The sequence below is a fragment of the Blastococcus saxobsidens DD2 genome, from assembly GCF_000284015.1.
GTDB lineage: Bacteria > Actinomycetota > Actinomycetes > Mycobacteriales > Geodermatophilaceae > Blastococcus > Blastococcus saxobsidens_A.
The window spans coordinates 4,645,884-4,666,715 of sequence record NC_016943.1; the positions used below are offsets into that span (position 1 = coordinate 4,645,884).

24 protein-coding genes are annotated in these 20,832 nt (G+C 74.0%); 13 read left to right on the forward strand and 11 right to left on the reverse strand.

What is annotated here, in order from left to right; all coding sequences use genetic code 11:
- Positions 1–55: 55 nt before the first annotated feature.
- Positions 56–1,306, reverse strand: a complete 1,251-nt coding sequence (locus tag BLASA_RS22045; protein WP_014378487.1) for an MFS transporter — start codon at positions 1,304–1,306, stop codon at positions 56–58.
- A 136-nt stretch (positions 1,307–1,442) separates the two neighbouring features.
- On the opposite strand from BLASA_RS22045, the gene moaA reads away from it, so the two are divergent.
- The 4 genes from moaA to BLASA_RS22065 all read left to right on the forward strand — a co-directional run bounded on the left by moaA (position 1,443) and on the right by BLASA_RS22065 (position 3,808).
- Positions 1,443–2,498 carry a GTP 3',8-cyclase MoaA gene (moaA, locus tag BLASA_RS22050; RefSeq protein ID WP_014378488.1) on the forward strand — a complete coding sequence of 352 codons (1,056 nt, stop codon included), beginning with the start codon at positions 1,443–1,445 and terminating at the stop codon, positions 2,496–2,498.
- A 25-nt stretch (positions 2,499–2,523) separates the two neighbouring features.
- A complete protein-coding gene (locus BLASA_RS22055; RefSeq protein WP_166486626.1) occupies positions 2,524–2,775 on the forward strand; it encodes a MoaD/ThiS family protein in 252 nt (83 codons plus the stop codon).
- A 298-nt stretch (positions 2,776–3,073) separates the two neighbouring features.
- A complete protein-coding gene (locus tag BLASA_RS22060; protein WP_014378490.1) occupies positions 3,074–3,268 on the forward strand; it encodes a hypothetical protein in 195 nt (64 codons plus the stop codon).
- 72 nt (positions 3,269–3,340) lie between these two features.
- A complete protein-coding gene (locus BLASA_RS22065; protein ID WP_166486627.1) occupies positions 3,341–3,808 on the forward strand; it encodes a GAF domain-containing protein in 468 nt (155 codons plus the stop codon).
- A 59-nt stretch (positions 3,809–3,867) separates the two neighbouring features.
- Here the strand turns inward: BLASA_RS22065 and BLASA_RS22070 are convergent, their stop codons facing one another.
- The 6 genes from BLASA_RS22070 to BLASA_RS22095 all read right to left on the reverse strand — a co-directional run bounded on the left by BLASA_RS22070 (position 3,868) and on the right by BLASA_RS22095 (position 7,953).
- Positions 3,868–4,278: a molybdenum cofactor biosynthesis protein MoaE gene (locus BLASA_RS22070; RefSeq protein WP_014378492.1), complete on the reverse strand. Its 411-nt coding sequence runs from the start codon at positions 4,276–4,278 to the stop codon at positions 3,868–3,870.
- Positions 4,275–4,862 (reverse strand): nucleotidyltransferase family protein, encoded by a 588-nt coding sequence (locus BLASA_RS22075; protein ID WP_014378493.1) that lies wholly within the window; start codon positions 4,860–4,862, stop codon positions 4,275–4,277. Before BLASA_RS22075 ends, BLASA_RS22070 begins: the two co-directional genes overlap by 4 nt.
- A 32-nt stretch (positions 4,863–4,894) precedes the next feature.
- Entirely contained in the window at positions 4,895–5,941 is a 1,047-nt protein-coding gene (locus BLASA_RS22080) for an ABC transporter ATP-binding protein (protein ID WP_014378494.1), read from the reverse strand.
- Between the two features lie 73 nt (positions 5,942–6,014).
- A complete protein-coding gene (locus BLASA_RS22085; protein ID WP_014378495.1) occupies positions 6,015–6,818 on the reverse strand; it encodes an ABC transporter permease in 804 nt (267 codons plus the stop codon).
- Positions 6,815–7,564: a molybdate ABC transporter substrate-binding protein gene (modA, locus tag BLASA_RS22090; protein WP_014378496.1), complete on the reverse strand. Its 750-nt coding sequence runs from the start codon at positions 7,562–7,564 to the stop codon at positions 6,815–6,817. Before modA ends, BLASA_RS22085 begins: the two co-directional genes overlap by 4 nt.
- Positions 7,561–7,953 carry a TOBE domain-containing protein gene (locus BLASA_RS22095; protein WP_014378497.1) on the reverse strand — a complete coding sequence of 131 codons (393 nt, stop codon included), beginning with the start codon at positions 7,951–7,953 and terminating at the stop codon, positions 7,561–7,563. The genes modA and BLASA_RS22095 overlap by 4 nt, the downstream gene beginning before the upstream one ends.
- 190 nt (positions 7,954–8,143) lie before the next feature.
- Here BLASA_RS22095 and BLASA_RS22100 point away from each other — a divergent pair, with 190 nt between their 5' ends.
- Complete coding sequence (locus BLASA_RS22100) at positions 8,144–8,428, forward strand: hypothetical protein (RefSeq protein WP_014378498.1); 285 nt, start codon at positions 8,144–8,146, stop codon at positions 8,426–8,428.
- A gap of 4 nt (positions 8,429–8,432) precedes the next feature.
- Entirely contained in the window at positions 8,433–9,854 is a 1,422-nt protein-coding gene (locus BLASA_RS22105; RefSeq protein ID WP_014378499.1) for a phospholipid carrier-dependent glycosyltransferase, read from the forward strand.
- Here the strand turns inward: BLASA_RS22105 and BLASA_RS22110 are convergent.
- A complete protein-coding gene (locus tag BLASA_RS22110; protein WP_014378500.1) occupies positions 9,792–11,036 on the reverse strand; it encodes a glycosyltransferase family 87 protein in 1,245 nt (414 codons plus the stop codon). The two genes, BLASA_RS22105 and BLASA_RS22110, sit on opposite strands and share 63 nt — an antisense overlap.
- Before the next feature lie 113 nt (positions 11,037–11,149).
- Here BLASA_RS22110 and BLASA_RS22115 point away from each other — a divergent pair, with 113 nt between their 5' ends.
- The 6 genes from BLASA_RS22115 to BLASA_RS22140 all read left to right on the forward strand — a co-directional run bounded on the left by BLASA_RS22115 (position 11,150) and on the right by BLASA_RS22140 (position 18,515).
- Entirely contained in the window at positions 11,150–12,514 is a 1,365-nt protein-coding gene (locus tag BLASA_RS22115) for a DUF2786 domain-containing protein (RefSeq protein WP_014378501.1), read from the forward strand.
- 53 nt (positions 12,515–12,567) lie between these two features.
- Positions 12,568–12,804: an AbrB/MazE/SpoVT family DNA-binding domain-containing protein gene (locus BLASA_RS22120; protein ID WP_014378502.1), complete on the forward strand. Its 237-nt coding sequence runs from the start codon at positions 12,568–12,570 to the stop codon at positions 12,802–12,804.
- A 150-nt stretch (positions 12,805–12,954) separates the two neighbouring features.
- Positions 12,955–14,664: a RecQ family ATP-dependent DNA helicase gene (locus BLASA_RS22125; protein WP_014378503.1), complete on the forward strand. Its 1,710-nt coding sequence runs from the start codon at positions 12,955–12,957 to the stop codon at positions 14,662–14,664.
- 119 nt (positions 14,665–14,783) lie between these two features.
- Positions 14,784–16,433 (forward strand): carbamoyltransferase, encoded by a 1,650-nt coding sequence (locus BLASA_RS22130; RefSeq protein WP_014378504.1) that lies wholly within the window; start codon positions 14,784–14,786, stop codon positions 16,431–16,433.
- Positions 16,434–16,706: 273 nt separating this feature from the next.
- Positions 16,707–17,153 (forward strand): DUF4383 domain-containing protein, encoded by a 447-nt coding sequence (locus BLASA_RS22135; RefSeq protein ID WP_014378505.1) that lies wholly within the window; start codon positions 16,707–16,709, stop codon positions 17,151–17,153.
- Positions 17,154–17,303: 150 nt separating this feature from the next.
- Positions 17,304–18,515 (forward strand): acyl-CoA dehydrogenase family protein, encoded by a 1,212-nt coding sequence (locus BLASA_RS22140; protein ID WP_014378506.1) that lies wholly within the window; start codon positions 17,304–17,306, stop codon positions 18,513–18,515.
- A gap of 129 nt (positions 18,516–18,644) precedes the next feature.
- Here the strand turns inward: BLASA_RS22140 and BLASA_RS22145 are convergent, their stop codons facing one another.
- Positions 18,645–18,845 (reverse strand): hypothetical protein, encoded by a 201-nt coding sequence (locus tag BLASA_RS22145; RefSeq protein WP_014378507.1) that lies wholly within the window; start codon positions 18,843–18,845, stop codon positions 18,645–18,647.
- 123 nt (positions 18,846–18,968) lie between these two features.
- Entirely contained in the window at positions 18,969–19,184 is a 216-nt protein-coding gene (locus tag BLASA_RS22150) for a hypothetical protein (RefSeq protein ID WP_014378508.1), read from the reverse strand.
- Positions 19,185–19,336: 152 nt separating this feature from the next.
- On the opposite strand from BLASA_RS22150, the gene BLASA_RS22155 reads away from it, so the two are divergent.
- Positions 19,337–20,287 carry an acyl-ACP desaturase gene (locus tag BLASA_RS22155; RefSeq protein WP_014378509.1) on the forward strand — a complete coding sequence of 317 codons (951 nt, stop codon included), beginning with the start codon at positions 19,337–19,339 and terminating at the stop codon, positions 20,285–20,287.
- 22 nt (positions 20,288–20,309) lie between these two features.
- Here the strand turns inward: BLASA_RS22155 and BLASA_RS22160 are convergent, their stop codons facing one another.
- Positions 20,310–20,828 carry a GNAT family N-acetyltransferase gene (locus BLASA_RS22160; protein WP_014378510.1) on the reverse strand — a complete coding sequence of 173 codons (519 nt, stop codon included), beginning with the start codon at positions 20,826–20,828 and terminating at the stop codon, positions 20,310–20,312.
- Positions 20,829–20,832: the final 4 nt, after the last annotated feature.

Sequence of the window (20,832 nt, forward strand, 5' to 3'; positions counted from 1 at the left end):
CTTCCGCTCGGGGGGCGCCGCGCGATCGGTTGCGCGCGATCGGCCTCCGGTCCGCCTACCCGTCGATCGGCCGCTCAACCCGGACGACGCCCGGGACGCCGGTGTCCGGCCGCGCCCGGACGGCCCGGCTCCCGACGAGGGCCAGCAGGGCCGCCGCGGCCGCCGCCCAGGCGGGCACGGCGAAGGCCGCCTGGGCGCCCCAGGCGTCCACGGCTGCGCCGGCCAGCGCGGATCCCAGGGTCACGCCCAGCGTGAGGCCCGAGATGGTCCAGGCCAGGGACTCGGTGAGCATCCCGGGAGCGACGCGGGACTCCACGAGCGAGGTGCCCGAGACCAGCACCGGCGCGATCGTCAGCCCGGCGAGGAACCCGCAGCCGATGAGCACCGGCAGGGAACCGACGCCCCACAGCAGCTGCGCGGCCAGCCCGAAGGCCACCGTCGTCCCCACGAACCGAGCGGCCAGCGTGCCAGGCAGGCGGACCAGCCCGTAGGCCAGCCCGGCGACCAGGCTCCCACCGGCGAAGACGGCCAGCACCGCCCCGGCGAGCGCCTGCGCTCCCTCCGCCTCGGCGAAGCCCACCACCACGACGTCGATCGCACCGAACACCGTGCCCACGCCCAGGTACGTGACGACGACGACCAGCAGCGTGGGCGTGAGCACCGCCCACCGCCGGGTCGGCGTGTCGGCCCGCAGCGGGTGCCCCGGCGGATCGGTGTCGCGCAGCGCCGACAGCCACAGGCCGCCGACCGCGCCGAGGACCACGCCGGTGAGGAAACCGACCGGCGGTGCGACCAGGGTCGCGAGCAGGGTCACCAGCACCGGGCCGATGACGAACACCACCTCGTCGGCGACCGCCTCGAAGGCGAAGGCGGTCTGCCGGCCGGCGGGGTCCAGCACCGCCGACCAGCGGGCCCGGACGAGGGAACCGATGTTCGGGCTGCTGCCACCGACGGCGGCGGCGAGCAGGAACCAGCTCCACCCCGGCCCGCCGGCGACGACCGCCGCGACGAAGGCCACGCCGGTGATCAGGAACGCGGCCATCGCCACGCGCAGCACCGGCCCCTGGCCCCGCCGGTCCATGGCCCGGGCCCACTGCGGCCCGGCCACGCCGTAGCTGAGCGCCAGCGTGCCGGAGACGGCGCCGGCGAGGCCGTAGCTGCCGGTCTCCTGCTCGACCAGCAGGACCGCGCCGAGGCCCAGCATGGGTGCCGGGAGCCGGCCGACCCAGCCCGCCAGGGAGAAGGAGGCCGCGCCGGGGACGGCGAACAGCCGGGTGTAGGGACTGAAGACGGTTCCGGCGGACACGGCTCTCTCGCGCTTCCTGGCCACGGGCGAGTGCGGGACGTCCTCCGCCGGTCTCTCGGGTGGCGACCGCGACGGTAGCAACGCCGCCGCGCCCCGCCGGCCCGCGCCCGTCGCAGGGCGCGGCTACATTCGGGCCATGACCAGCGCCGCGCTCCCCGACCCCACGGTCCGGCGCGACCCGGCCGCGCCTGCCCCGGGCAGCGGCGGTCTGGTCGACCGCTACGGCCGCACCGCCACCGACCTGCGGGTGTCGCTGACCGACCGCTGCAATCTGCGCTGCACCTACTGCATGCCGCCGGAGGGCCTGGACTGGCTGCCCAAGACCGAGGTCCTCACCGACGACGAGATCGGCCGGCTCGTGCGCATCGGCGTCGAGGAGCTGGGCATCCGCGAGGTGCGCTTCACCGGCGGGGAGCCGCTGCTGCGGCCCGGGCTGGTCGGCATCGTCGCCGCCGCCACGGCGCTCTCGCCGCGGCCCGAGGTGAGCCTGACCACGAACGCCATCGGGCTCTCCCGGGTGGCGCCTGCGCTGGCCGAGGCGGGCCTGGACCGGATCAACGTCAGCCTCGACACCATCGACCGGACACGGTTCAAGCAGCTGACCCACCGCGACCGGCTCGACGACGTGCTGGCCGGCCTGGCCGCCGCCCGCGACGCCGGGCTGACCCCGGTCAAGGTGAACGCCGTCCTGATGCGCGGCCTCAACGAGGAGGACGCGGTCCCGCTGCTGGACTACTGCCTCGAGCACGGTTACCAGCTGCGGTTCATCGAGCAGATGCCGCTGGACGCCCACCACGCGTGGACCCGCGGCGAGATGGTCACCGCCGAGGACATCCTGGAGCGGCTCTCGGCGGCCCACTCGCTCACCCCGGACACCGAGGAGCGCGGCTCCGCACCGGCCGAGCGCTGGCTGGTCGACGGCGGCCCGTCGACCGTGGGGGTCATCGCCTCGGTCACCCGCTCGTTCTGCGGCACCTGCGACCGCACCCGGCTCACCGCCGACGGGCAGATCCGCAACTGCCTGTTCGCCCGGGAGGAGTCGGACCTGCGGACGGCGCTGCGCGACGGCGCCACCGACGCCGAGTTGGCCGACCGCTGGCGGATCGCCACCCTCGGCAAACTGCCCGGCCACGGGATCGACGACCCGAGCTTCCTGCAGCCGAACCGGCCGATGTCGGCCATCGGGGGCTGAGTTGTCCACCCACCCCACCACCCCGGTGAGGGCCACCACCGTGACCGTGCGCTACTTCGCCGGCGCCCGCGCCGCCTCCGGTGTGGACACCGAGACCCGCGACGCGGCCTCCCTCGACCAGCTGGTCGGGCAGATCGTCGCCGACCACGGCGAGCGGCTCGAGCGGGTGCTCACCGCCTGCTCGTTCCTCGTCGACGGCACCCAGACCCGCGACCGGGCGACGGCGCTGGCACCGGGCTCGGTGGTGGACGTGCTGCCGCCCTTCGCCGGAGGCTGACAGGCCCGGGAGCATCGCAGCGAGGAACGAGCGAGGAGCGGACCGGGCCGCGGAAGCCGACCCATGTGCCCGGAGGCTGACAGGCCCGGGAGCATCGCAGCGAGGAACGAGCGAGGAGCGGACCGGGCCGCGGAAGCCGACCCATGTGCCCGGAGGCTGACAGACCCGGGAGCATCGCAGCGAGGAACGAGCGAGGAGCGGACCGGGCCGCGGAAGCCGACCCATGTGCCCGGAGGCTGACAGGCCCGGGAGCAGAACCGTCTGGCCGTGGGCTGATCGGCCCGCGAGGATGGGGCCCATGAGCATCTTCGACAAGGTGAAGGCCAAGGCCGAGGAGCTGTACGGCCGCGCCGAACAGCTGTACGGCGAGTCCCACGGCGATGCGGCGGCGCAGGTCGACGGCGAGGCGCGCCGGCTGGAGGCCGAGGCCCAGGAGTCCGAGCTCGAGCGGGCCGAGGGACAGGACGACGACGGACTCGCCGGCGCGCGCTGATCCCTCGACGGCGATTGGCCAGGGGCCGCGCAGGGAATACCGATCGGCATGGTTCCGGCAGGGATCGCCGACGTGGCACCGTGGCGCGACTGGGACGCCGCGGCCCGGGGCACCCTCCGCTTCCTGCACGACTACCTCGGCTGGGACGTGTGGCTGGTGACCCACGTCGAGGATGACGTGCAACGGGTGGTGCACGCCCACCCCGACGGCGCGGTGCGGCCGGGTACCGAGCTGGCGTGGGAGCGCAGCTTCTGCCGGCAGATGATCGAGGGCCGGGCGCCGCGGGTGGCCACCGTCACCGCCGCCGTCCCGGAGTACGCCAGCCGCACCACCGGGCTGATCCAGGACGTCGCCGCCTACATCGGCGTGCCGCTCGTCACCCGCGAGGGGCAGCTGCACGGGACGCTGTGCGCCGTGGCCTTCCGCGCCAGGCCGCGCAGTGCAGCCCGTGACCTCCCGCTGGTGGAGACGTCAGCGCGCATGCTGAGCACCCTCCTGGCGACCTTCGACGACCGGCAGCCGGGCGCCGGCGCGGGTTGAGCGGGTCAGCGGGCCCCCGCCGGCGGCCCGCTGAAGGACTCAGGGGCAGACGACGGGGTTCAGGGGCAGGCCACCCACTCCTCCTCGCCGTCGGTGAAGACCTGCCGCTTCCAGATCGGCAGCCGTTTCTTCACCTCGTCGACGAGTTCGGCGCAGGCGGTGAACGCCTCGCCGCGGTGCGACGTGCTGACCGCGCAGGCCAGGGCGACGTCGCCGATGCCGAGCAGGCCGATGCGGTGGCTGACGGCGACGGCGTGCACGCCGGGACGGGCCGCGAACTCCTCGGCCAGCTCGGTGATGACGTCGGCCGCGCTCGGGTGGCCGACGTACTCGAGCTCGGTCACCGAGCGGCCGCCGTCGTGGTCGCGGACGACGCCGGCGAACGAGACGACCGCACCGGCCGCCTTGTCCGCGACCGCGTCCTCGTGCTCGGCGACGGAGAGCGGCGCATCGACGACCCGGGCGATCACGGGGCCGAAGGTACCCCGGGTGGCGGGACGTCGAGGTCGGCCGGATCGGCCAGGCCGGTGCAGTCGACCTCGCTGACGTCGTGCGCGGCGAGATACCGGCGCGCGCCCTCGTCGCCGGTCGCCGTCTCGATCACCCCCGCCCAGTGCTCGCGGCCCAGCAGGACCGGATGACCACGGACGCCGTCGTAGGTGGCCACCGCCAGCGCGTCCGGGGAGGCGTGCTCCGCCATCCGCCGCAGGGCGTCGACCGTCATGCCGGGCATGTCGACGAGCGTGACGAGGGCCGCGTCGACGCGGGCGGGATAACCGCGCAACCCGTCCAGCCCGGTGCGCAGCGAGGAGGCCATGCCGGTCTCCCAGTCCTCGTTCGCCAGCACGGTGGCGCCGGAGAGGTCGGCCGCCCGCCAGACGTCCACCGCCTGGGCACCCAGGACGACGAGCACCGGGTCGCACACCTCGCGGGCCGTCGCCACCGCGCGTTCGACCAGCAGGCTGCCGCCGTACTCGACGAGCGCCTTCGGCATCCCGTAGCGGCGGCCGCCCCCGGCGGCGAGGACGACGGCGGCGAGGATCGGTGAACTCACTCCCCCACCCTCCCAGCCCTGCCGCGCGAGGATCAGCGCGCATAGACCGCGACCTCGGAGGCCTTGACGCTCGCCCACACCTCGGCGCCCGGAGCCAGCCCCATCTCGGCGAACGACGCGGCGGTGACGTCGGCGACCAGCGGCACCTCACCGGCCAGCTCGCAGCGCACCGTGGCGCCGTGCGGGGTGGCCCCCACCACCTGGGCCGGCCACACGTTGCGCGGGCTGCCCTCGGGCCGGGTGGAGTACAGCGCCACGGACTCGGGCCGGACGGCGGCGAACACCGGGCCGGACGTCTCCTCCGCCACGGCCACCGTGCCGCCGCCGTCGAGCCGGACCAGCGTGCCGTCCCCGGTGCCGGGCAGCAGCGCCAGCCCGACCAGCCGGGCCACGTAGTCGGTCCGGGGACGGCGGCTGACCTCGACCGGCGTGCCGGTCTGCACGACGCACCCCTCCTCCACGACGACGACCCGATCGGCCAGCGCCAGCGCGTCCACCGGGTCGTGCGTGACCAGCACCGTGCTCCCGGCGAACCCGGCGAGGTGCCGGCGCAGCTCGGCCCGCACGGCCAGCCGGGTGCGCGCGTCCAGGGCCGAGAGCGGCTCGTCGAGCAGGAGCAGCGACGGGTCGCCGACCAGCGCCCGGGCCAGGGCCGCGCGCTGCGCCTGGCCGCCGGAGAGCTCCGCCGGGCGCCGGTCCCCGAGCCCTTCGAGCCCGACGCGGGCCAGCCAATCGGTCGCCCTCTCCCGTGCGGCTCCGCGGCGGGTGCCGCGGGTGCGCAGCCCGAACGCGACGTTGTCGGCCACGCTCAGGTGCGGGAACAGCAGCGCGTCCTGGAACACCATGCCCAGCCCCCGGCGGTGCGCGGGGACGAACGTGACGCCGTCGTCCCAGACCTCGCCGTCGACGACGACCCGGCCGCGGTCGGGGCGCAGCAGCCCGGCGAGGATCCGGACGAACGTCGATTTCCCGGCGCCGTTCGGGCCGAGGAGGGCCAGCACCTCCCCGTCGGCGACGGTGAGCTCGACCTGCAGCCGGAGGCTGCCCCGGACCGTGTCGACCGACGCGTCGACGCTCACGGGCCCTCCTCGCTGGCGCTCGTCGGCCGCGTTCGCGGCGCTGCTGTACCCCCTGGTGAGCTCGCACGCTCGCTCACGCCGCCCCCCGGCCGAGCCAGCGGTCGCGGAGCAGCAGCAGGGTGGCCAGCGAGACGGCCAGCAGGACGACGGAGAGCACGACCGCCGCCTCGGGATCGCGCTGCAGCGCCAGGTAGACCGCCAGCGGCATCGTCTGGGTGGTGCCGGGGAAGTTGCCGGCGAACGTGATGGTGGCGCCGAACTCGCCCAGCGCCCGCGCCCAGCACAGCACCGCGCCGGCGGCCACGCCCGGGGCCACCAGCGGGAGCGTCACCCGGCGGAAGGTCGTCCAGCGGCCGGCGCCGAGGGTGGCCGCGACGTCCTCGAAGCGGCTGTCGGCGGCGCGCAGGGCGCCCTCGACGCTGATCACGAGGAACGGCATGGCCACGAACGTCTCGGCGATGATCACGGCCGCCGTCGTGAAGGGGATCGTGATGCCGAAGGCCTGGTCGAGCCAGGCGCCGACGACGCCCTGCCGCCCGAGCACCAGGAACAGCGCGACGCCGCCCACGACCGGCGGCAGGACCAGCGGCACGGTCACCACCGCGCGCAGCACCGCCATCCCACGGGCGCGGGATCGGGCCAGCACCCAGGCCAGCGGGACGCCGAGCAGCAGCGACAGCGCGGTGGCCAGGGTGGCCGACACCAGGGAGAGGCGGATCGCCGCACCGACGCCGGGGGCGGCGAGCTGGGCCCCCAGCTGCGACCACGGCGTGCGCACCAGGAGCCCGAGGAGCGGCAGCACCAGGAAGGCGACCCCGAGGGCAGCGGGGAGGAGCAGCGGTGCCGGGACCCGGGTGCCCTCCGGCGATCGGCTCACGGCGCGCGGAACCCGGCCTCGGTGAGCACCTGCTGCCCCACGTCGGAGAGCAGCAGCTCTACGAAGGCCCGGGCCGCCGCCCGGTTGGGGGCGTCGTCGAGGACGGCGACCGGGTAGTCGTTGACCACCGAGTCCGCCTCGGGCACCTCCACGCCGTCCACCCGGTCCGGGCGCGCGGCGACGTCGGTGGCGTAGACCAGCGCCGCGTCCACCTCGCCCAGCCCCACCTTGTTCAGGGCGGCCCGCACGTCCTCCTCGTAGGTGTCCGGACGGGCCTGGACGCCGGCGATCCCGAGCAGTTCCTCCGCCGCCGCCCCGCAGGGCACCTCGGGCGCGCAGACGGCGAGGGTCAGGTCCTCCCGGGCGAAATCGGCCAGGCCCGTGATCCCCGCCGGATTGCCCTCGGGCACCGCGATCGTCAGGACGTTGCCGGCGAAGATCTCGGGCTCCGAGGCCAGACCCGCCCCGGTGACCACGGCCATCTGCTCCTCGGCGGCGGCGGCGAAGACGTCGGCCGGCGCGCCCTGGGTGACCGCCGCGGCCAGGCCGTCGCTGCCGCCGTAGCTGATCCGCAGGTCGACGCCGGGGTTCTCCGCCCGGAAGCGCTCGGCCAGCCGGTCGAAGACGTCGGCCAGGGAGGCCGCGGCGAGGACGGTGACCGTGCCGCCGCCGTCCTCGTGCCCGCCGTTCCCGCTGCAGCCGGAGACCAGGGCCAGCGCGGTGAGCGCCAGGAACGACCGCCTCACGGCACGTCCACGCTCACCTGGGTCGCCTTGACCGTGGCCACCGCCCGCACCCCCGGCTCCAGCCCCAGCTCGTCGGCGGCCTCCCGCGACATCAGCGAGACCAGCCGGAACGGCCCGGCCTGCAGCTCCACCTGGGCCATCACGGTGTCGCGCACCACGCGGGTGACGATCCCGGTGAGCCGGTTGCGGGCCGACGACGGCGTCGTCCCGGGCTGCGGGGCGTCGCGCAGCTCCGTCGCCACCCGGGCCAGCTGGACGCCGTCGACGACGGCCGGCCCGCCGCCGCTCCGGGAGGCCGTCAGCCGCCCCGCGTCGATCCAGCGGCGCACCGTGTCGTCACTCACACCGAGCAACGCGGCTGCTTCGGCGATCCGGTAATCGGGAGGCACGGATCCAGCATAGTCCCGCTCCTGCGGAGTCTTAGCACAGTTCCAGCCGCAGGTGCGGGGCAATCGGCCGCCGCACCCCCGCCGCACGACATCGTTGTGACCAATTCGTTACGAGGTCGGGCCGTGTAGCCGGGCCCCCAGCGGACATGGAAAGAGTTCCGCCGACAACCGAACGTGACAGGGGTACGACATGAACAGGCTCACCCGCGGCATCGCCGCAGCGTCCTTCTCCGGCTTCCTCGCCCTCGGCCTCGCGGCCTGCGGGGAGGAGGACGGCACCGTGGAGGTCGAGGTCACCGAGGAGGTCACCGAGACCGAGGAGATCGAGACCGAGGTCACCGAGACCCTCGAGCCGACCGAGACCGAGGTCGACGTCGAGACCGAGGTCGTCGAGACCGAGACCGAGGTCGAGGTCGTGGAGACCGAGACCGAGTTCGTCGAGCCCGACGCCGAGGACGACGAGATCATCGACTGACCGGGTGAGCACCGCCGTTTCGGCGGAGCAGCAGACCGCGGGCGGCGCCTCCTGGCGCCGCCCGCAGTCGACGTGGGTGGTACCGCTCGTACTGCTGGGCCTGGCCGCGGCCGTGCGGCTGTGGGACCTCGGCGACCCCGACCGGCTGTTCTTCGACGAGAAGTACTACGGCCGGGACGGCCTGGACTACGTCACCCGCGGCGTGGAGGAGGAGCGTCCGGCCCACCCCCCGCTGGGCAAGTGGGTCATCGCCCTCGGCATCCAGGTGTTCGGCTACACGCCGTTCGGCTGGCGGATCGGCGTCGCCGTGGCCGGGTCGCTGACCGTCCTGCTGGTCCACCTGTGCGGCCTGCGGCTGTTCCGGCGCACCGCGCCGGCCGCCCTCGCGGCGCTCCTGGTGGCGCTGGACGGCCTGGCGGTGACGACCAGCCGCATGGCCATGCTGGACGCCACGCTGGGGCTGTTCGTCGTCCTCGCGTTCTGGCTCGTCCTGCTCGACCGGGACGCCCGGCGGCACGCGCGCGGGCCCGACGAGCCGCTGAGCCGGTCCCTCCTGGGCTCCCGGTACCGGTGGCTGGCGGGGCTGGCGCTGGGGCTGGCGGTCGCGACCAAGTGGTCGGGGCTGCTGGCCATCGCCGCCGCGGGCCTGCTGGTGCTGGGCACGGAACTGGCCGCCCGCGGCGAGGGCCTGCGGCGGGGCACGCGCCGGGCGGCCGTCGTCGCCGCCGGTGGCGGACTGAGCCTCGTCGTCCTCCCCGCCGCCGTCTACGTGGCCGCCCACGCCGGCTGGTTCGCCCACTACGCGGACAGCTACGCCGGGTCACGCGCCTGCGAGGCCGGCGACTGCGCGGCCGGCCCCGGGGACCGGCTGGAGACGTGGTGGGAGAACCAGGTCGACCTCGTCCGCTACCACCAGGAACTCGAGGCGACCCACCCCTACCGCTCCGACCCCGCCGGCTGGGCGTGGCTGGAGCGACCGGTGCTCGTCTATGCCGAGAGCTGCACGTCGGCGCAGCAGGAGGCGGGGGAGTGCGAGGTCCCGCCGGGAACGGCCGCCCGCATCACGCTGGTCGGGAGCCCCGCGCTCTGGTGGCCCGCCCTGATCGCCTATCCGGTCCTGCTGTGGCGGTCCGCCGTCCGCCGGGACGGGGTCGCGGCCACGATCCTCGTCCCGCTCGCCCTGCTCTGGGTCCCCTGGCTGGCCGCCGGCAAGCCCGGCTACTTCTTCTACCTCGTCCCGGCGGTGCCGTTCATCGCCCTCGGCCTCGTGCGGGCCGTCCAGGTGGGACCGAAGCCACGCCTCGTCGGGGCCGCGCTGGCCGTGCTGGCGGTGGCCGCCTTCGCCTTCTTCGCCCCGATCTGGCTAGGGATCCCGCTGGACCGGGACTCGCTGGACCTCCGGTACTGGCTGCCCTCCTGGCGGTGACTCCGCCGGCCGACGCAGCACCTCGACGGCCACCCACACCAGGGCGGCGGCCCGCAGGGCCACGGCCACGCCCATCACCGGATAGGGCAGCCCGTCGCCGTAGCCGGCCCGGCCGGCGAGGAACGGGAACTCCACCGCGTGCACCAGGACGTCGCTCAGCACCACGGCCACGAACGGGGCCGCCCGGGGCAGCACCAGGGCCATGAGCGGCACCAGCCACAGCGTGTACTGCGGGGAGTAGACCTTGTTGGCCAGCACGAAGCAGACCAGCACCGGCAGCAGCAGCTGCCACCAGTCCTCGGGGCGACGACGGCGCACCCCGAGCGCGACGACTCCGACGGCGCCGGAGGCGAACACCAGCAGGCTGACGACGCCGAGCGCGCCCCGGTCCAGCTCCGGGCCGCCCAGCTGCGCGAGCAGGTACCAGAGGCTGTCGACGTGCATGCCCCGGCTGCGGCTCACCTCGTAGAAGCGGTCCCAGGCCCCCGGGGCCAGCAGGTAGCCGGGCACGTGCACCGCGACGAAGACCAGCGCCGCGGTGCCGGCGTGCAGCAGGGCGGCCCGCGGCCGGCGTCGGGCCAGGAGCGCCAGGACGACCAGCGGCACCAGGAACCCCGGGAAGACCTTCGCCGCCGCGCCCAGTCCGGCGAGGAGGCCGGAGGCGGTGTGGTGGCCCCGCTGGTGGAGCAGCACCGCCCCGAGCAGCAGGAGGACCGGCAGGGTGTCCCAGTTGTAGAAGGCGTAGAGGAAGAGCGCCGGCGCGGCGGCCCACCACAGCAGCCGGACCGGGGACAGGCCGAGGCGCCGCAGCAGGGCCAGGGCCCCGAGCACCTCCGCCACGACGATCAGGCCGTTGACGGCGAAGAACGTGGTCACCGTGGCGGTGCCCGGCAGGGCGTGCGCGAGGACCGCGGCCAGCCAGATGCGGACGGCGAGCACCGGCGGGTACTCCAGCGGATCGGCCCCGTAGGGGCCCGCGCCCTCGTCCAGCCCGCGGATGAACCACAGCGGAGCGACGTCGGAGTAGCAGTACCCGTAGTACTGCTCCCCGTCGGCCCAGCCGCCGCCCAGGCACCGCGCCCGCGCCCACCAGCCGCCGGCCAGGACCAGCAGGGCGACGACGATCACGACCACCTGATCGGTGCGCCCCCCGCGGCCGATGAGCCGCCGGCCACCGGTCATCGGCCCCTCCTCGTCCTCGACAGCGTGGACAGACCCGTACGGGTCGCCGTACTCCGTCCACAGGTTCGCACCACGGCTCGCCTGGCACCTCGCCGGTCGGGAAGCATGGCCGCATGGCGAAGACGGCGGCGCAGCGACGGGCGGCTCGCAAGCGCAAGGAGCAGGAGCGGGCCGGGCGGAGGCCCGCGCAGGCGGCGCAGGCGGCGGATCAACCGGAGCTGCTGTGGACGCAGCACGTCTCGGCGGCGCAGAACACGGAACGCCGGGTCGCCCGGTTGCTCGCCCAGGGGGCGGAGGCGCCCGACGAAGAAGGACTCACCCGGGTCTGCGCGGACCTGGCCGCCCTCGATCCCGAGGTGGACAGCCATGGTCACCTGACGCGCCTGCTCATGACGCTGCTGGACTCGCTGTGGGAGCACGGCTGGCAACCGGCGGACGTCGCGCACGTCGTGCGCCGGCAGGGCCGCCCCCGCATGACCCGGCTCGCCCTGGCCGCGATCGCCCGCCAGGCACAGCTCGCCGACGTGGCCTCGCTCGCCCCGGAGGAATGGCGGGCGCAGCTGCTCGGGCTCGAGCTCCCCGACGATCCTCCGGCGGCGCTGATCTCCGCCTGGGGGAGAGGCGAGCGACTTGCGGCTGCCGACGCTTGGGCCGAGGCCCTACGGCTGCTGCGGTTGCTGGCCGGGCGCGGGGAGCTGCCGCGGCTGTGCCCACCGCCGTCGCAGTGGCGGCACGTGGCCGGCCGGCGGACGGCGCCCAAGGTCCGGTCCGGAGCGCACCATGCCGACCCGCGGGTGCTCGGCCGGATCCGGGGGCTGCTGGCGAAGGCGGAGGGCACCGACTACCCGGAAGAGGCGGACGCGCTCACCGCGAAGGCGCAGGAGCTGATGACCCGCTACGCGGTGGACGAGGCGGTGCTGGACGCCGAACGTGGCGGATCGCTGACCGACGAGGTCAGCTCCCGGCGAGTACACCTGGAGAACCCCTATCCCGAGGCCAAGCTGCGGCTGCTGGACGCGGTCGGATCGGCGAACGGCGTGCGGGTCATCTACCTCGAGTCGCTCGGCATCGCGACGGTGGTCGGGCTGCCGGTCGATCTCGACCTCATCGACGTGCTCTTCACCTCGCTGCTCGTCCAGGCGACCCGGGCACTCGGCGCAGCCGGCAGGGCCGGTGGCCCGGGCACGCGCGCGCCGTCCTTCCGGCGCTCGTTCCTGATCTCCTACGCGGCGCGGATCCGGGAGCGGCTGGAGGAGGCGCGGAGCGAGGCGACCCAGGCGGCGGAGTCGAGTCGAGGCGCGGCACTCGTGCCGATCATGCGGGAGCGACGGGAGGCGGTGGACGAGGTCTTCGACGAGTTGTTCCCGACCACCCATGCCATCACGACCAGGGCCTGGAACGCTCGTGGTTGGCACGCCGGCAGGCTCGCCGCCGACGCGGCGGATCTGGGATCCGGCCGGGATGCGGTCCCGCAGTGAGCGCTGTGTTCGGACCGCCCCGCGCTGGGGATCCCACTGGTAGCGTCTTCCCAGTGGAGGCAACGGTCGACTCGGTCGGGCGCATCGTCGTCCCCAAGCCCCTCCGGGATGCGCTGGGATTGCGCGCTGGGTCCACCGTCGACATCTCGCGCTACGGGTCAGGCCTGACGCTGGTCCCGACCGGACGCACCGCCCGCCTGGTCGAGGAGGAGGGGGCGCTCGTCGTCACGGGCGACACCACCATCGACGACGACGACGTCTTCCACCTGATCGACTCCGGCCGGCGGTGAGCTCCGTCGTGGCGGTCGACACGAGCGTCGCCGTCCCGTTGCTTGGCGCCCGGGCCAGGTCCACCTATGTTGCGGTCGGCGCTCGGGTGACCGTCGCCGGGTGACCAGCGTCGGCGTTTGCCGTGCCGGCGCACCGGGGAGAGGCAGCCGGTGACGGCCTCCCCCACGAAGGACAACCCCGCCGGCGGCTCCGCCTCCGTCCGCACCCGCCGCATCCGGGAGTTCGCCCGGGACGTCCTCGGCCACGAGGACTTCCGCCCGGGCCAGGAGCGGGCGATGCAGGCCGTCGTCGGCGGACGCGACACCCTCGCCGTCCTGCCGTCGGGGGCCGGGAAGACGGCGATCTACCAGGTCGCCGGGCAGCTGCTCGACGGCCCGGTCATCGTCGTCTCCCCGCTCATCGCGCTGCAGCGCGACCAGGTGGAGCGGCTGACCGAACTCGAGGACCGGGCCGGCCGGGCCGCCCAGTTGAACTCCAGCCTGTCGGCCGGCGACCAGCGGGAGGCCCTCGACGGGATCCGTGACGGAACGGTCCGCTTCCTCTTCCTCGCCCCGGAGCAGCTGACCAAGCCCGAGGTCGTCAACACGCTCGCCGAGGCGGAGCCGGCGCTGTTCGTCGTCGACGAGGCCCACTGCGTCTCCGCCTGGGGCCACGACTTCCGCCCCGACTACCTGCGGCTCGGCGGCGTGATCGAGCAGCTCGGCCACCCCACCGTGCTGGCGCTCACCGCCACCGCCGCTCCCCCGGTGCGCGCCGAGATCGTCGAGCAGCTGGGCATGCGGAAGTCCGAGGTCGTCGTCGCCGGGTTCGACCGGCCGGGGATCCGGCTGGAGGTGGACCACTACGCCGACGCGCACAGCAAGGACCAGGGGGTGCTCGACCGGGTGCTCGCCGAGCTCGGGGAGGGGCGCGGCCCGGGCATCGTCTACAGCGCGACCCGCAAGGGCGCCGAGGAGATCGCGGAGCAGCTGGCCGGGCGCGGGCTGCGCGCCCGCCACTACCACGCCGGGCTGAAGAAGTCCGACCGCGAGGAGACCCAGCGGGCCTGGATGGAGGACGAGCTCGACGTCGTCGTCGCCACCACCGCCTTCGGCATGGGCATCGACAAGCCCGACACGCGGTTCGTCGTCCACGCCGAGCCGGCCGACTCGGTCGACAGCTACTACCAGGAGATCGGCCGGGCCGGCCGCGACGGCGACCCGGCGCTGGCCGTCCTGGTCTACCGCCAGGAGGACCTCGGCCTGCGCCGGTTCTTCGCCGCGGGCGCGCCCGCCGAGGAGGAGCTGCAGCAGGTCGCCGGTCTGGTCGCCGCCGCCCCGGCCGCGGGCCTGGCGGACGGCGTCGACGTCCCGACCCTGCGCAAGGAGACCGGCCGCGCCGCCACTCCCCTGGCCCGCGACCTGAACCTCCTGGAGCAGGTCTCCGCCGTCGTCCTGGACGAGGACGGGGCGGCGCACCCCGCCGAGGGCGCCCCCGCGCCCGGCGAGGCGGCCGCCGCGGCCCGGGAGCTCGCCGAGCACCACGAGAAGGTCGACCAGAGCCGGGTGGAGATGATGCGCGGCTACGCCGAGACCACCGACTGCCGGCGCCAGTTCCTGCTCGGGTACTTCGGCGAGCAGCTGGACGAGCCCTGCGGCAACTGCGACAACTGCTCGGCCGGGACCGCCTCGGAGCACTCCGACGCCGACGAGGACACCCCGTTCCCGGTGGAGACGCCGGTGGAGCACCGCGAGTGGGGCCCCGGGATCGTGATGCGGGTCGAGGACGACCGGATCACCGTGCTGTTCGAGGAGGTCGGTTACAAGACCCTCGCGCTCTCCGCCGTCCTCGAGCAGGACCTGCTGCACCCGCGCGGGTGAGGCCTTGACGGGCGGCCGCTCGACCTGCGGGACGGCGCCGCCGGGTTCATGATCATCAGCAGGACGGTGGGTCGACGCCTGGAGCAGACGGGCACCAACCCAGGAGAAGGAGTGCACGCGTGAAGGTCCTCGGCATCAACGCGATCTACCACGACCCCGCGGCGGCGCTCGTCGTCGACGGGAAGGTCGTCGCGGCGGCGGAGGAGGAGCGGTTCAGCCGGCGCAAGCACGGCAAGCGCCCGCTCCCCTGGAGCGCCTGGGAGCTGCCCGAGCTGTCGGCGGCGTGGTGCCTGAAGGAGGCCGGCATCCGCCCCGAGGAGCTCGACGCCGTCGCCTACTCCTTCGACCCCGGCCTGATGACCACGCCGGAGGAGACCGGCCTCTTCGACGACGGCGACGTCATGCGCAAGAAGTACGCCGAGATGGCGCCGGACTTCCTGGCCCACGCACTCCCGGGCCTGGACCCGGCCACGGTGCGGTTCGTGCAGCACCACGTCGCCCACGCCGCCTCGGCCGGGCTGGCCGCGCCGCAGCGGAACAACTCCGTGCTCGTGCTCGACGGCCGGGGCGAGGCGCACAGCCACCTGGCCGGCCGCTACGTCGACGGCCGGCTGGAGGTGCTCGCCGGGCAGTCGCTGCCGCACTCGCTCGGCCTGCTGTACGAGGACCTCACCGACCACCTGGGCTTCCTGCGCAGCTCCGACGAGTTCAAGGTGATGGCGATGGCCTCCTACGGCAAGCCGCGCTTCGTCGGCGAGCTGTCGGAGCTGATCCGCGCCACCGACGACGGCGGCTTCCGCACCGAGGAGATCGACTTCGCCGAGTTCGCCCCCCGCCTCGGCAAGGGCGACGACTGGACCGCGGACCACGCCGACCTCGCCGCCTCGGTGCAGCAGCGCCTGGAGGAGGTGCTGGTCGACCTCGCCCGCTGGGTGCACGAGCAGACCGGCGACCGCACACTGACGATGGCCGGTGGCACCGCGCTCAACTGCGTGGCCAACACCCGCATCCTCGCCGAGAGCCCGTTCGAGCAGGTGTGGGTGCAGCCGGCCGCCGGCGACGCCGGCACCGCCCTGGGCGCCGCCCTGCACGTGGCCCGCGAGCTCGGCGAGGACACCCAGCCGATGCCCGGCGCGGCGCTGGGCCGCGGCTGGAGCGACGACGAGATCGAGCAGGTGCTCATCACCGCGGCGATCGACTACGAGCGCCCCGACGACGTCGCGGAGACGGTGGCCGAGGTGCTCGCCGACAACGGCATCGTCGCCTGGTTCCAGGGCCGCAGCGAGTACGGCCCGCGGGCCCTGGGCCACCGGTCGCTCATGGCCCACCCCGGCTACGAGGCGAACCTGGAGCGGATGAACGACGTCAAGGGCCGCGAGCAGTTCCGCCCGGTGGCGCCCATGGTGCTGCTGGAGCGGGCTCCGGAGATCTTCAGCCGCGGGCCGATCCCCTCGCCGTACATGCTCTTCGTGCACGACGTGGCCCCGGAGTGGAGGGACCGCGTCCCCACGGTCACCCACGTCGACGGGACGGCGCGGATCCAGACCATCGACCCGGAGGCATCCCCGCTGGTGCACCGGATGATCTCGGCCTTCGAGCGCCGCACCGGGCTGCCCGTCGTGGTCAACACCAGCCTGAACACCGCCGGGCGCCCGATGGTCGACGACCCGCGGGACGCCCTCGAGTGCTTCGGCTCCGCACCGGTCGACCTGCTGGCCATCGGCCCGTTCGTCGTCCGCCGGCCGAAGCCGACCCCCCGCCCCGGCTGAGCCTCCCGCGCCCGGTCCCCGGCCGACGCGGAGGCGCCCTGACGAGCCCACCGACGTGCCCTTCCGGGGGTACGTGCGCCGCCGTGGTGAATCCGCGGGGGCGGTCGCGAACGAAGACCGGTCGAGGGATTCCCGCAGCGGCTGCCGGCAGGTGTCGGTTCGGACACACCCGTCGCCCGGACGGGGGACGACCGTTACTCCTGTTCCGGCTCGGGTAGCTCTCGCGCAGCCCCCGCCAGGATCTGGCGGGTCGACCACCATGGGAGGACAACGATGTCTGCAGCAGCCGGCAACACCGGTGCGGACCGACGGGGCATGACCTGGCCGCAGATGGGGGCGCTCGCGTTCGGCGTCATCTACCTGCTCGTCGGGATCGTCGGTTTCTTCATCACCGGGTTCGACGACTTCTTCGCGCACAACACCGAGGACCACATCCTCTGGTTCGAGATCAACGGCATGCACAACGTCGTGCACATCCTGATCGGCATCGCCGGCATCGCGCTCTCGCGCACGCTGGCCGGCGCGCGGACCTACGGATGGCTGCTCGCGATCGGCTACGGGGCCGCGTTCATCTACGGCCTCATCGCCATCGGCGAGGAGTGGGACTTCCTGAGCATCAACGCTGCGGACAACGTCCTGCACATCCTCTCCGCTGCGGCGGGCCTGGTCATCGCCCTGGGCCCGGTCCGCGACGCCGTCTCCGGCCGTACGCGCGCCTGACGCCCGCAGTACCGGCCGTCTGACACGGCCACCCGCAGGAGCCGGGTCCCGTCGTCCCCCCGGGGACGGCGGGGCCCGGCTCCCCCCGTCTGACGCGGCCCCGGAGACCCCGGTGCGACGACGGTCACGTCCGGCGCTACGTTGCCCGGTATGGACTTCGCTCTCTCCGCCAAGGCCGAGGACGTCTGCGCACGCGCGTGGGACTTCATGCGCGAGCACGTGTTCCCCGCGGAGCCGGTGTACGAGGCATGGCGGGCCGAACGCGGCCACGACAACCACGAGCACCCGCCCGTCATCGACGAGCTCAAGGTCGAGGCCCGCAAGCGCGGGCTCTGGAACCTCTTCCACCACGAGGTGGGCGGCCTCTCGAACCTCGAGTACGCCAGCCTCGCGGAGATCACCGGCTGGTCCCCGGCCATCGCCCCCGAGTCGATGAACGTCGGGGCGCCCGACACGGGCAACATGGAGACGCTCATGCTGTTCGGCACGCCCGAGCACAAGGAGCGGTGGCTCAACCCGCTGCTCGAGGGCGAGATCCGCTCCGGGTTCGCGATGACCGAGCCCGACGTGGCCAGCTCCGACGCCCGCAACATCCAGACGTCGATCGTGCGCGACGGCGACGAGTACGTCATCAACGGTCGCAAGTGGTGGACCTCCGGTGCGGCCGACCCGCGCTGCGAGATCTTCATCGTGATGGGCAAGACCGACCCCGACGGCCCCCCGCACCGGCAGCAGTCGATGATCCTCGTCCCCCGCGACACCCCTGGGCTGGAGATCATCCGGCACCTGCCCGTGTTCGGGTACCAGGACCAGCACGGCCACTCCGAGCTGCGGTTCACCGACGTCCGCGTGCCCGCCAGCTCCATCCTGTCCGGCGAGGGTGACGGCTTCATGATCGCCCAGGCCCGGCTGGGCCCGGGCCGGATCCACCACTGCATGCGGGCCATCGGCATGGCCGAGCGGGCGCTGGCGCTCATGGTGGAGCGGAGCAAGAACCGGGTGGCGTTCGGCCGGCCACTGGCCGACCAGGGCACCGTGCGAGAGGCCATCGCGCTCTCGCGCATCGAGATCGACCAGGCCCGGCTCTACGTGCTGAAGACCGCCGACCTGATCGACAAGTACGGCGCCAAGGGCGCCCGCACGGAGATCTCCGCGATCAAGGTCGCCGCCCCGAAGGTGGCCCTCGACGTGATCGACCGGGCGATCCAGGTGCACGGTGGGGCCGGCGTCAGCAACGACACCGTCCTGGCCCGCTTCTACGCCAGCGCTCGCACGCTGCGGATCGTCGACGGCCCCGACGCGGTGCACATCCGCGGCGTGGCCAAGGAGGAGCTCGCCCGGGAGCGCCCCTACACCGGCTGAGCGATGTGGCGGCTCCTCCGCCGCCGTCCGCCGGCCTCACCGTCGCGTCGCCGTCCTCGTGCTGTACCGCGAGGACCGCGACCGTGCGGCGAGGTCGGCGGCGTCTGCGCCTGCCCGCAGGGGCCGCCGTCAGGGCGTGAGCGTGCTCCCGAACCCGCCGCCGGCCAGCTTGCTCATGAGCTGCGTGCGGTCCAGGCCCACCGCGGCCAGCGCGTCACCGTCCCGATCCGTGTCGATCTGGTCGGCGAACCGCTCCGCCACCTGGTCGGCCGTGTCGTTGTCCCCCTCGGTGCGCAGCATGCGCACCAACTCCTGCTTGTCGAGCTTCACCGGTTCCTCCGTCCACCGCCCGTCGGGCGTCCTGGCGAGTGTGGTGCGCATCACGGCAGGTCGCAACGGCGGTCCGGCGGGAGCCGCCACGTCGCGACCGGGTCACGGCCACGGTCCGGGCGCTCAGCCCCGCCCGGACCGCCGGACGAGGAAGCCGCCCACGGCCCCGAGCGCGAGGGCCAGCACCAGCTGGCCGATCCCCACCGCGGCCTGGTCGCTGGCGAACCAGGTCGGTGACGACACGAGGAGCACGAGGGCGACGCCGAGGACGAGCAGTCCGGCCAGGCGCTCGCGGCGGGCGTTGCGGGAGACGGGGGTGCCGGAGGGCGGGTCGGCCATGCGCTCACCCTGCCAAACCGGCCCGCGCGGCGATCAGCGACGGCGGACGAGGGGTAGCGGCAGGCCGAACGGGGAACTGCCGTACGAGCACGACCGAAGGCTACGTCGGCGTAGGTTACGACGACGCAGGTCGAGTCGACCCGGAGGTCCCCATGCCCCAGACGTCCCCGCAGGCAGCCGTGCTGACCGAGCTCGAGCCCGTGGTCGCGGAGAACCTCGACCGGCACGTCAGGATGGCGAAGGAATGGCATCCGCACGACTACGTCCCCTGGGACGAGGGGCGGAACTTCGCCTTCCTCGGTGGTGAGGACTGGTCGCCCGAGCAGTCCCGGCTGGACGCCACGGCCAAGGCCGCGATGTTCGTGAACCTGCTGACCGAGGACAACCTGCCCAGCTACCACCGCGAGATCGCCACCCGCTTCGGCCGGGACGGCGCCTGGGGCCAGTGGGTCGGCCGCTGGACGGCGGAGGAGGGACGGCACGGCGTCGCGCTGCGCGACTACCTCGTCGTCACCCGCGGGGTCGACCCGGTCGAGCTCGAGCGAGCCCGGATGGACTACATGACCACCGGCTACGACTCCGGCGACAAGACCCCGCTCGAGGCCGTCGCCTACGTCTCGTTCCAGGAGCTCGCGACCCGGGTGTCGCACCGCAACACCGGCAAGGCCACCGGCGACCCGATCGCGGACAAGCTGCTGGCCCGGATCTCGACCGACGAGAACCTGCACATGATCTTCTACCGGAACCTGGTGACCGCGGCGTTCGACATCGACCCGGACGAGATGATGAAGGCCGTGGCCAAGGAGGTCATGAACTTCGAGATGCCGGGCGCGAACATGGCCAACTTCCGGAAGAACTCGACGATCATCGCGAAGGCCGGTATCTACGACCTGCGCCTGCACCACGACGAGGTGGTCAGCCCGATCCTGCGCACCTGGAAGGTCTTCGAGCGCAGCGACTTCGGGCCCGAGGGCGAGCAGGCCCGTGAGCAGCTGGCCGCGTTCCTGATCGGTCTCGACGCCGAGGCCACCAGGTTCGTGGCGAGCCGCGAGCGGATGCGGGCCCGCATGGCCGCCAAGGGGGAGGTTCCCATCCAAGTCTGACGGAGGGCCTCCGGCGCGACGCCTACAGCCGGCAGGCCATCACGATCTCGTCGCGGTCGTCACCGGGAGCGACCCGGATCGCACCGGGCAGCCGGCCGACCTCCTGGTAGCCCAGGCCCCGGTAGAAGGCGTCCAGGCCCGTGCCGCCGCGAGCGGTCAGGTGGAGGAACTCCCAGCCCCGCTCACGGGCGATCCGGTGCACCCCGTCCATGAGCACCCGGCCGAGGCCCGCACCCTGGCGCGAGGGGTGCACCTGCACCCGCAGCACGGTGCCCCAGTGGCGGCGCAGCGGGCTCAGCGAGCCGACGACGCTGGCGAAACCGGCGACGTCGCCGCGGACGGTGAGCAGCGCCAGCACGTCGCGGGTGGAGTGGACCCCCTCCAGCAGCTTGTCCAGGAGCGGGGTGACGTCGTCCTCGGTCACCGGCGGCACGAACCCGACGGAGCCCCCTGCGTTCGTGACGTCCACCCAGCAGCGCAGCAGCTCCCCGCGGAGCGCGTCGTCGACGGAGTTGACGGGGGTTACGACGGCGGCGGGCACACGG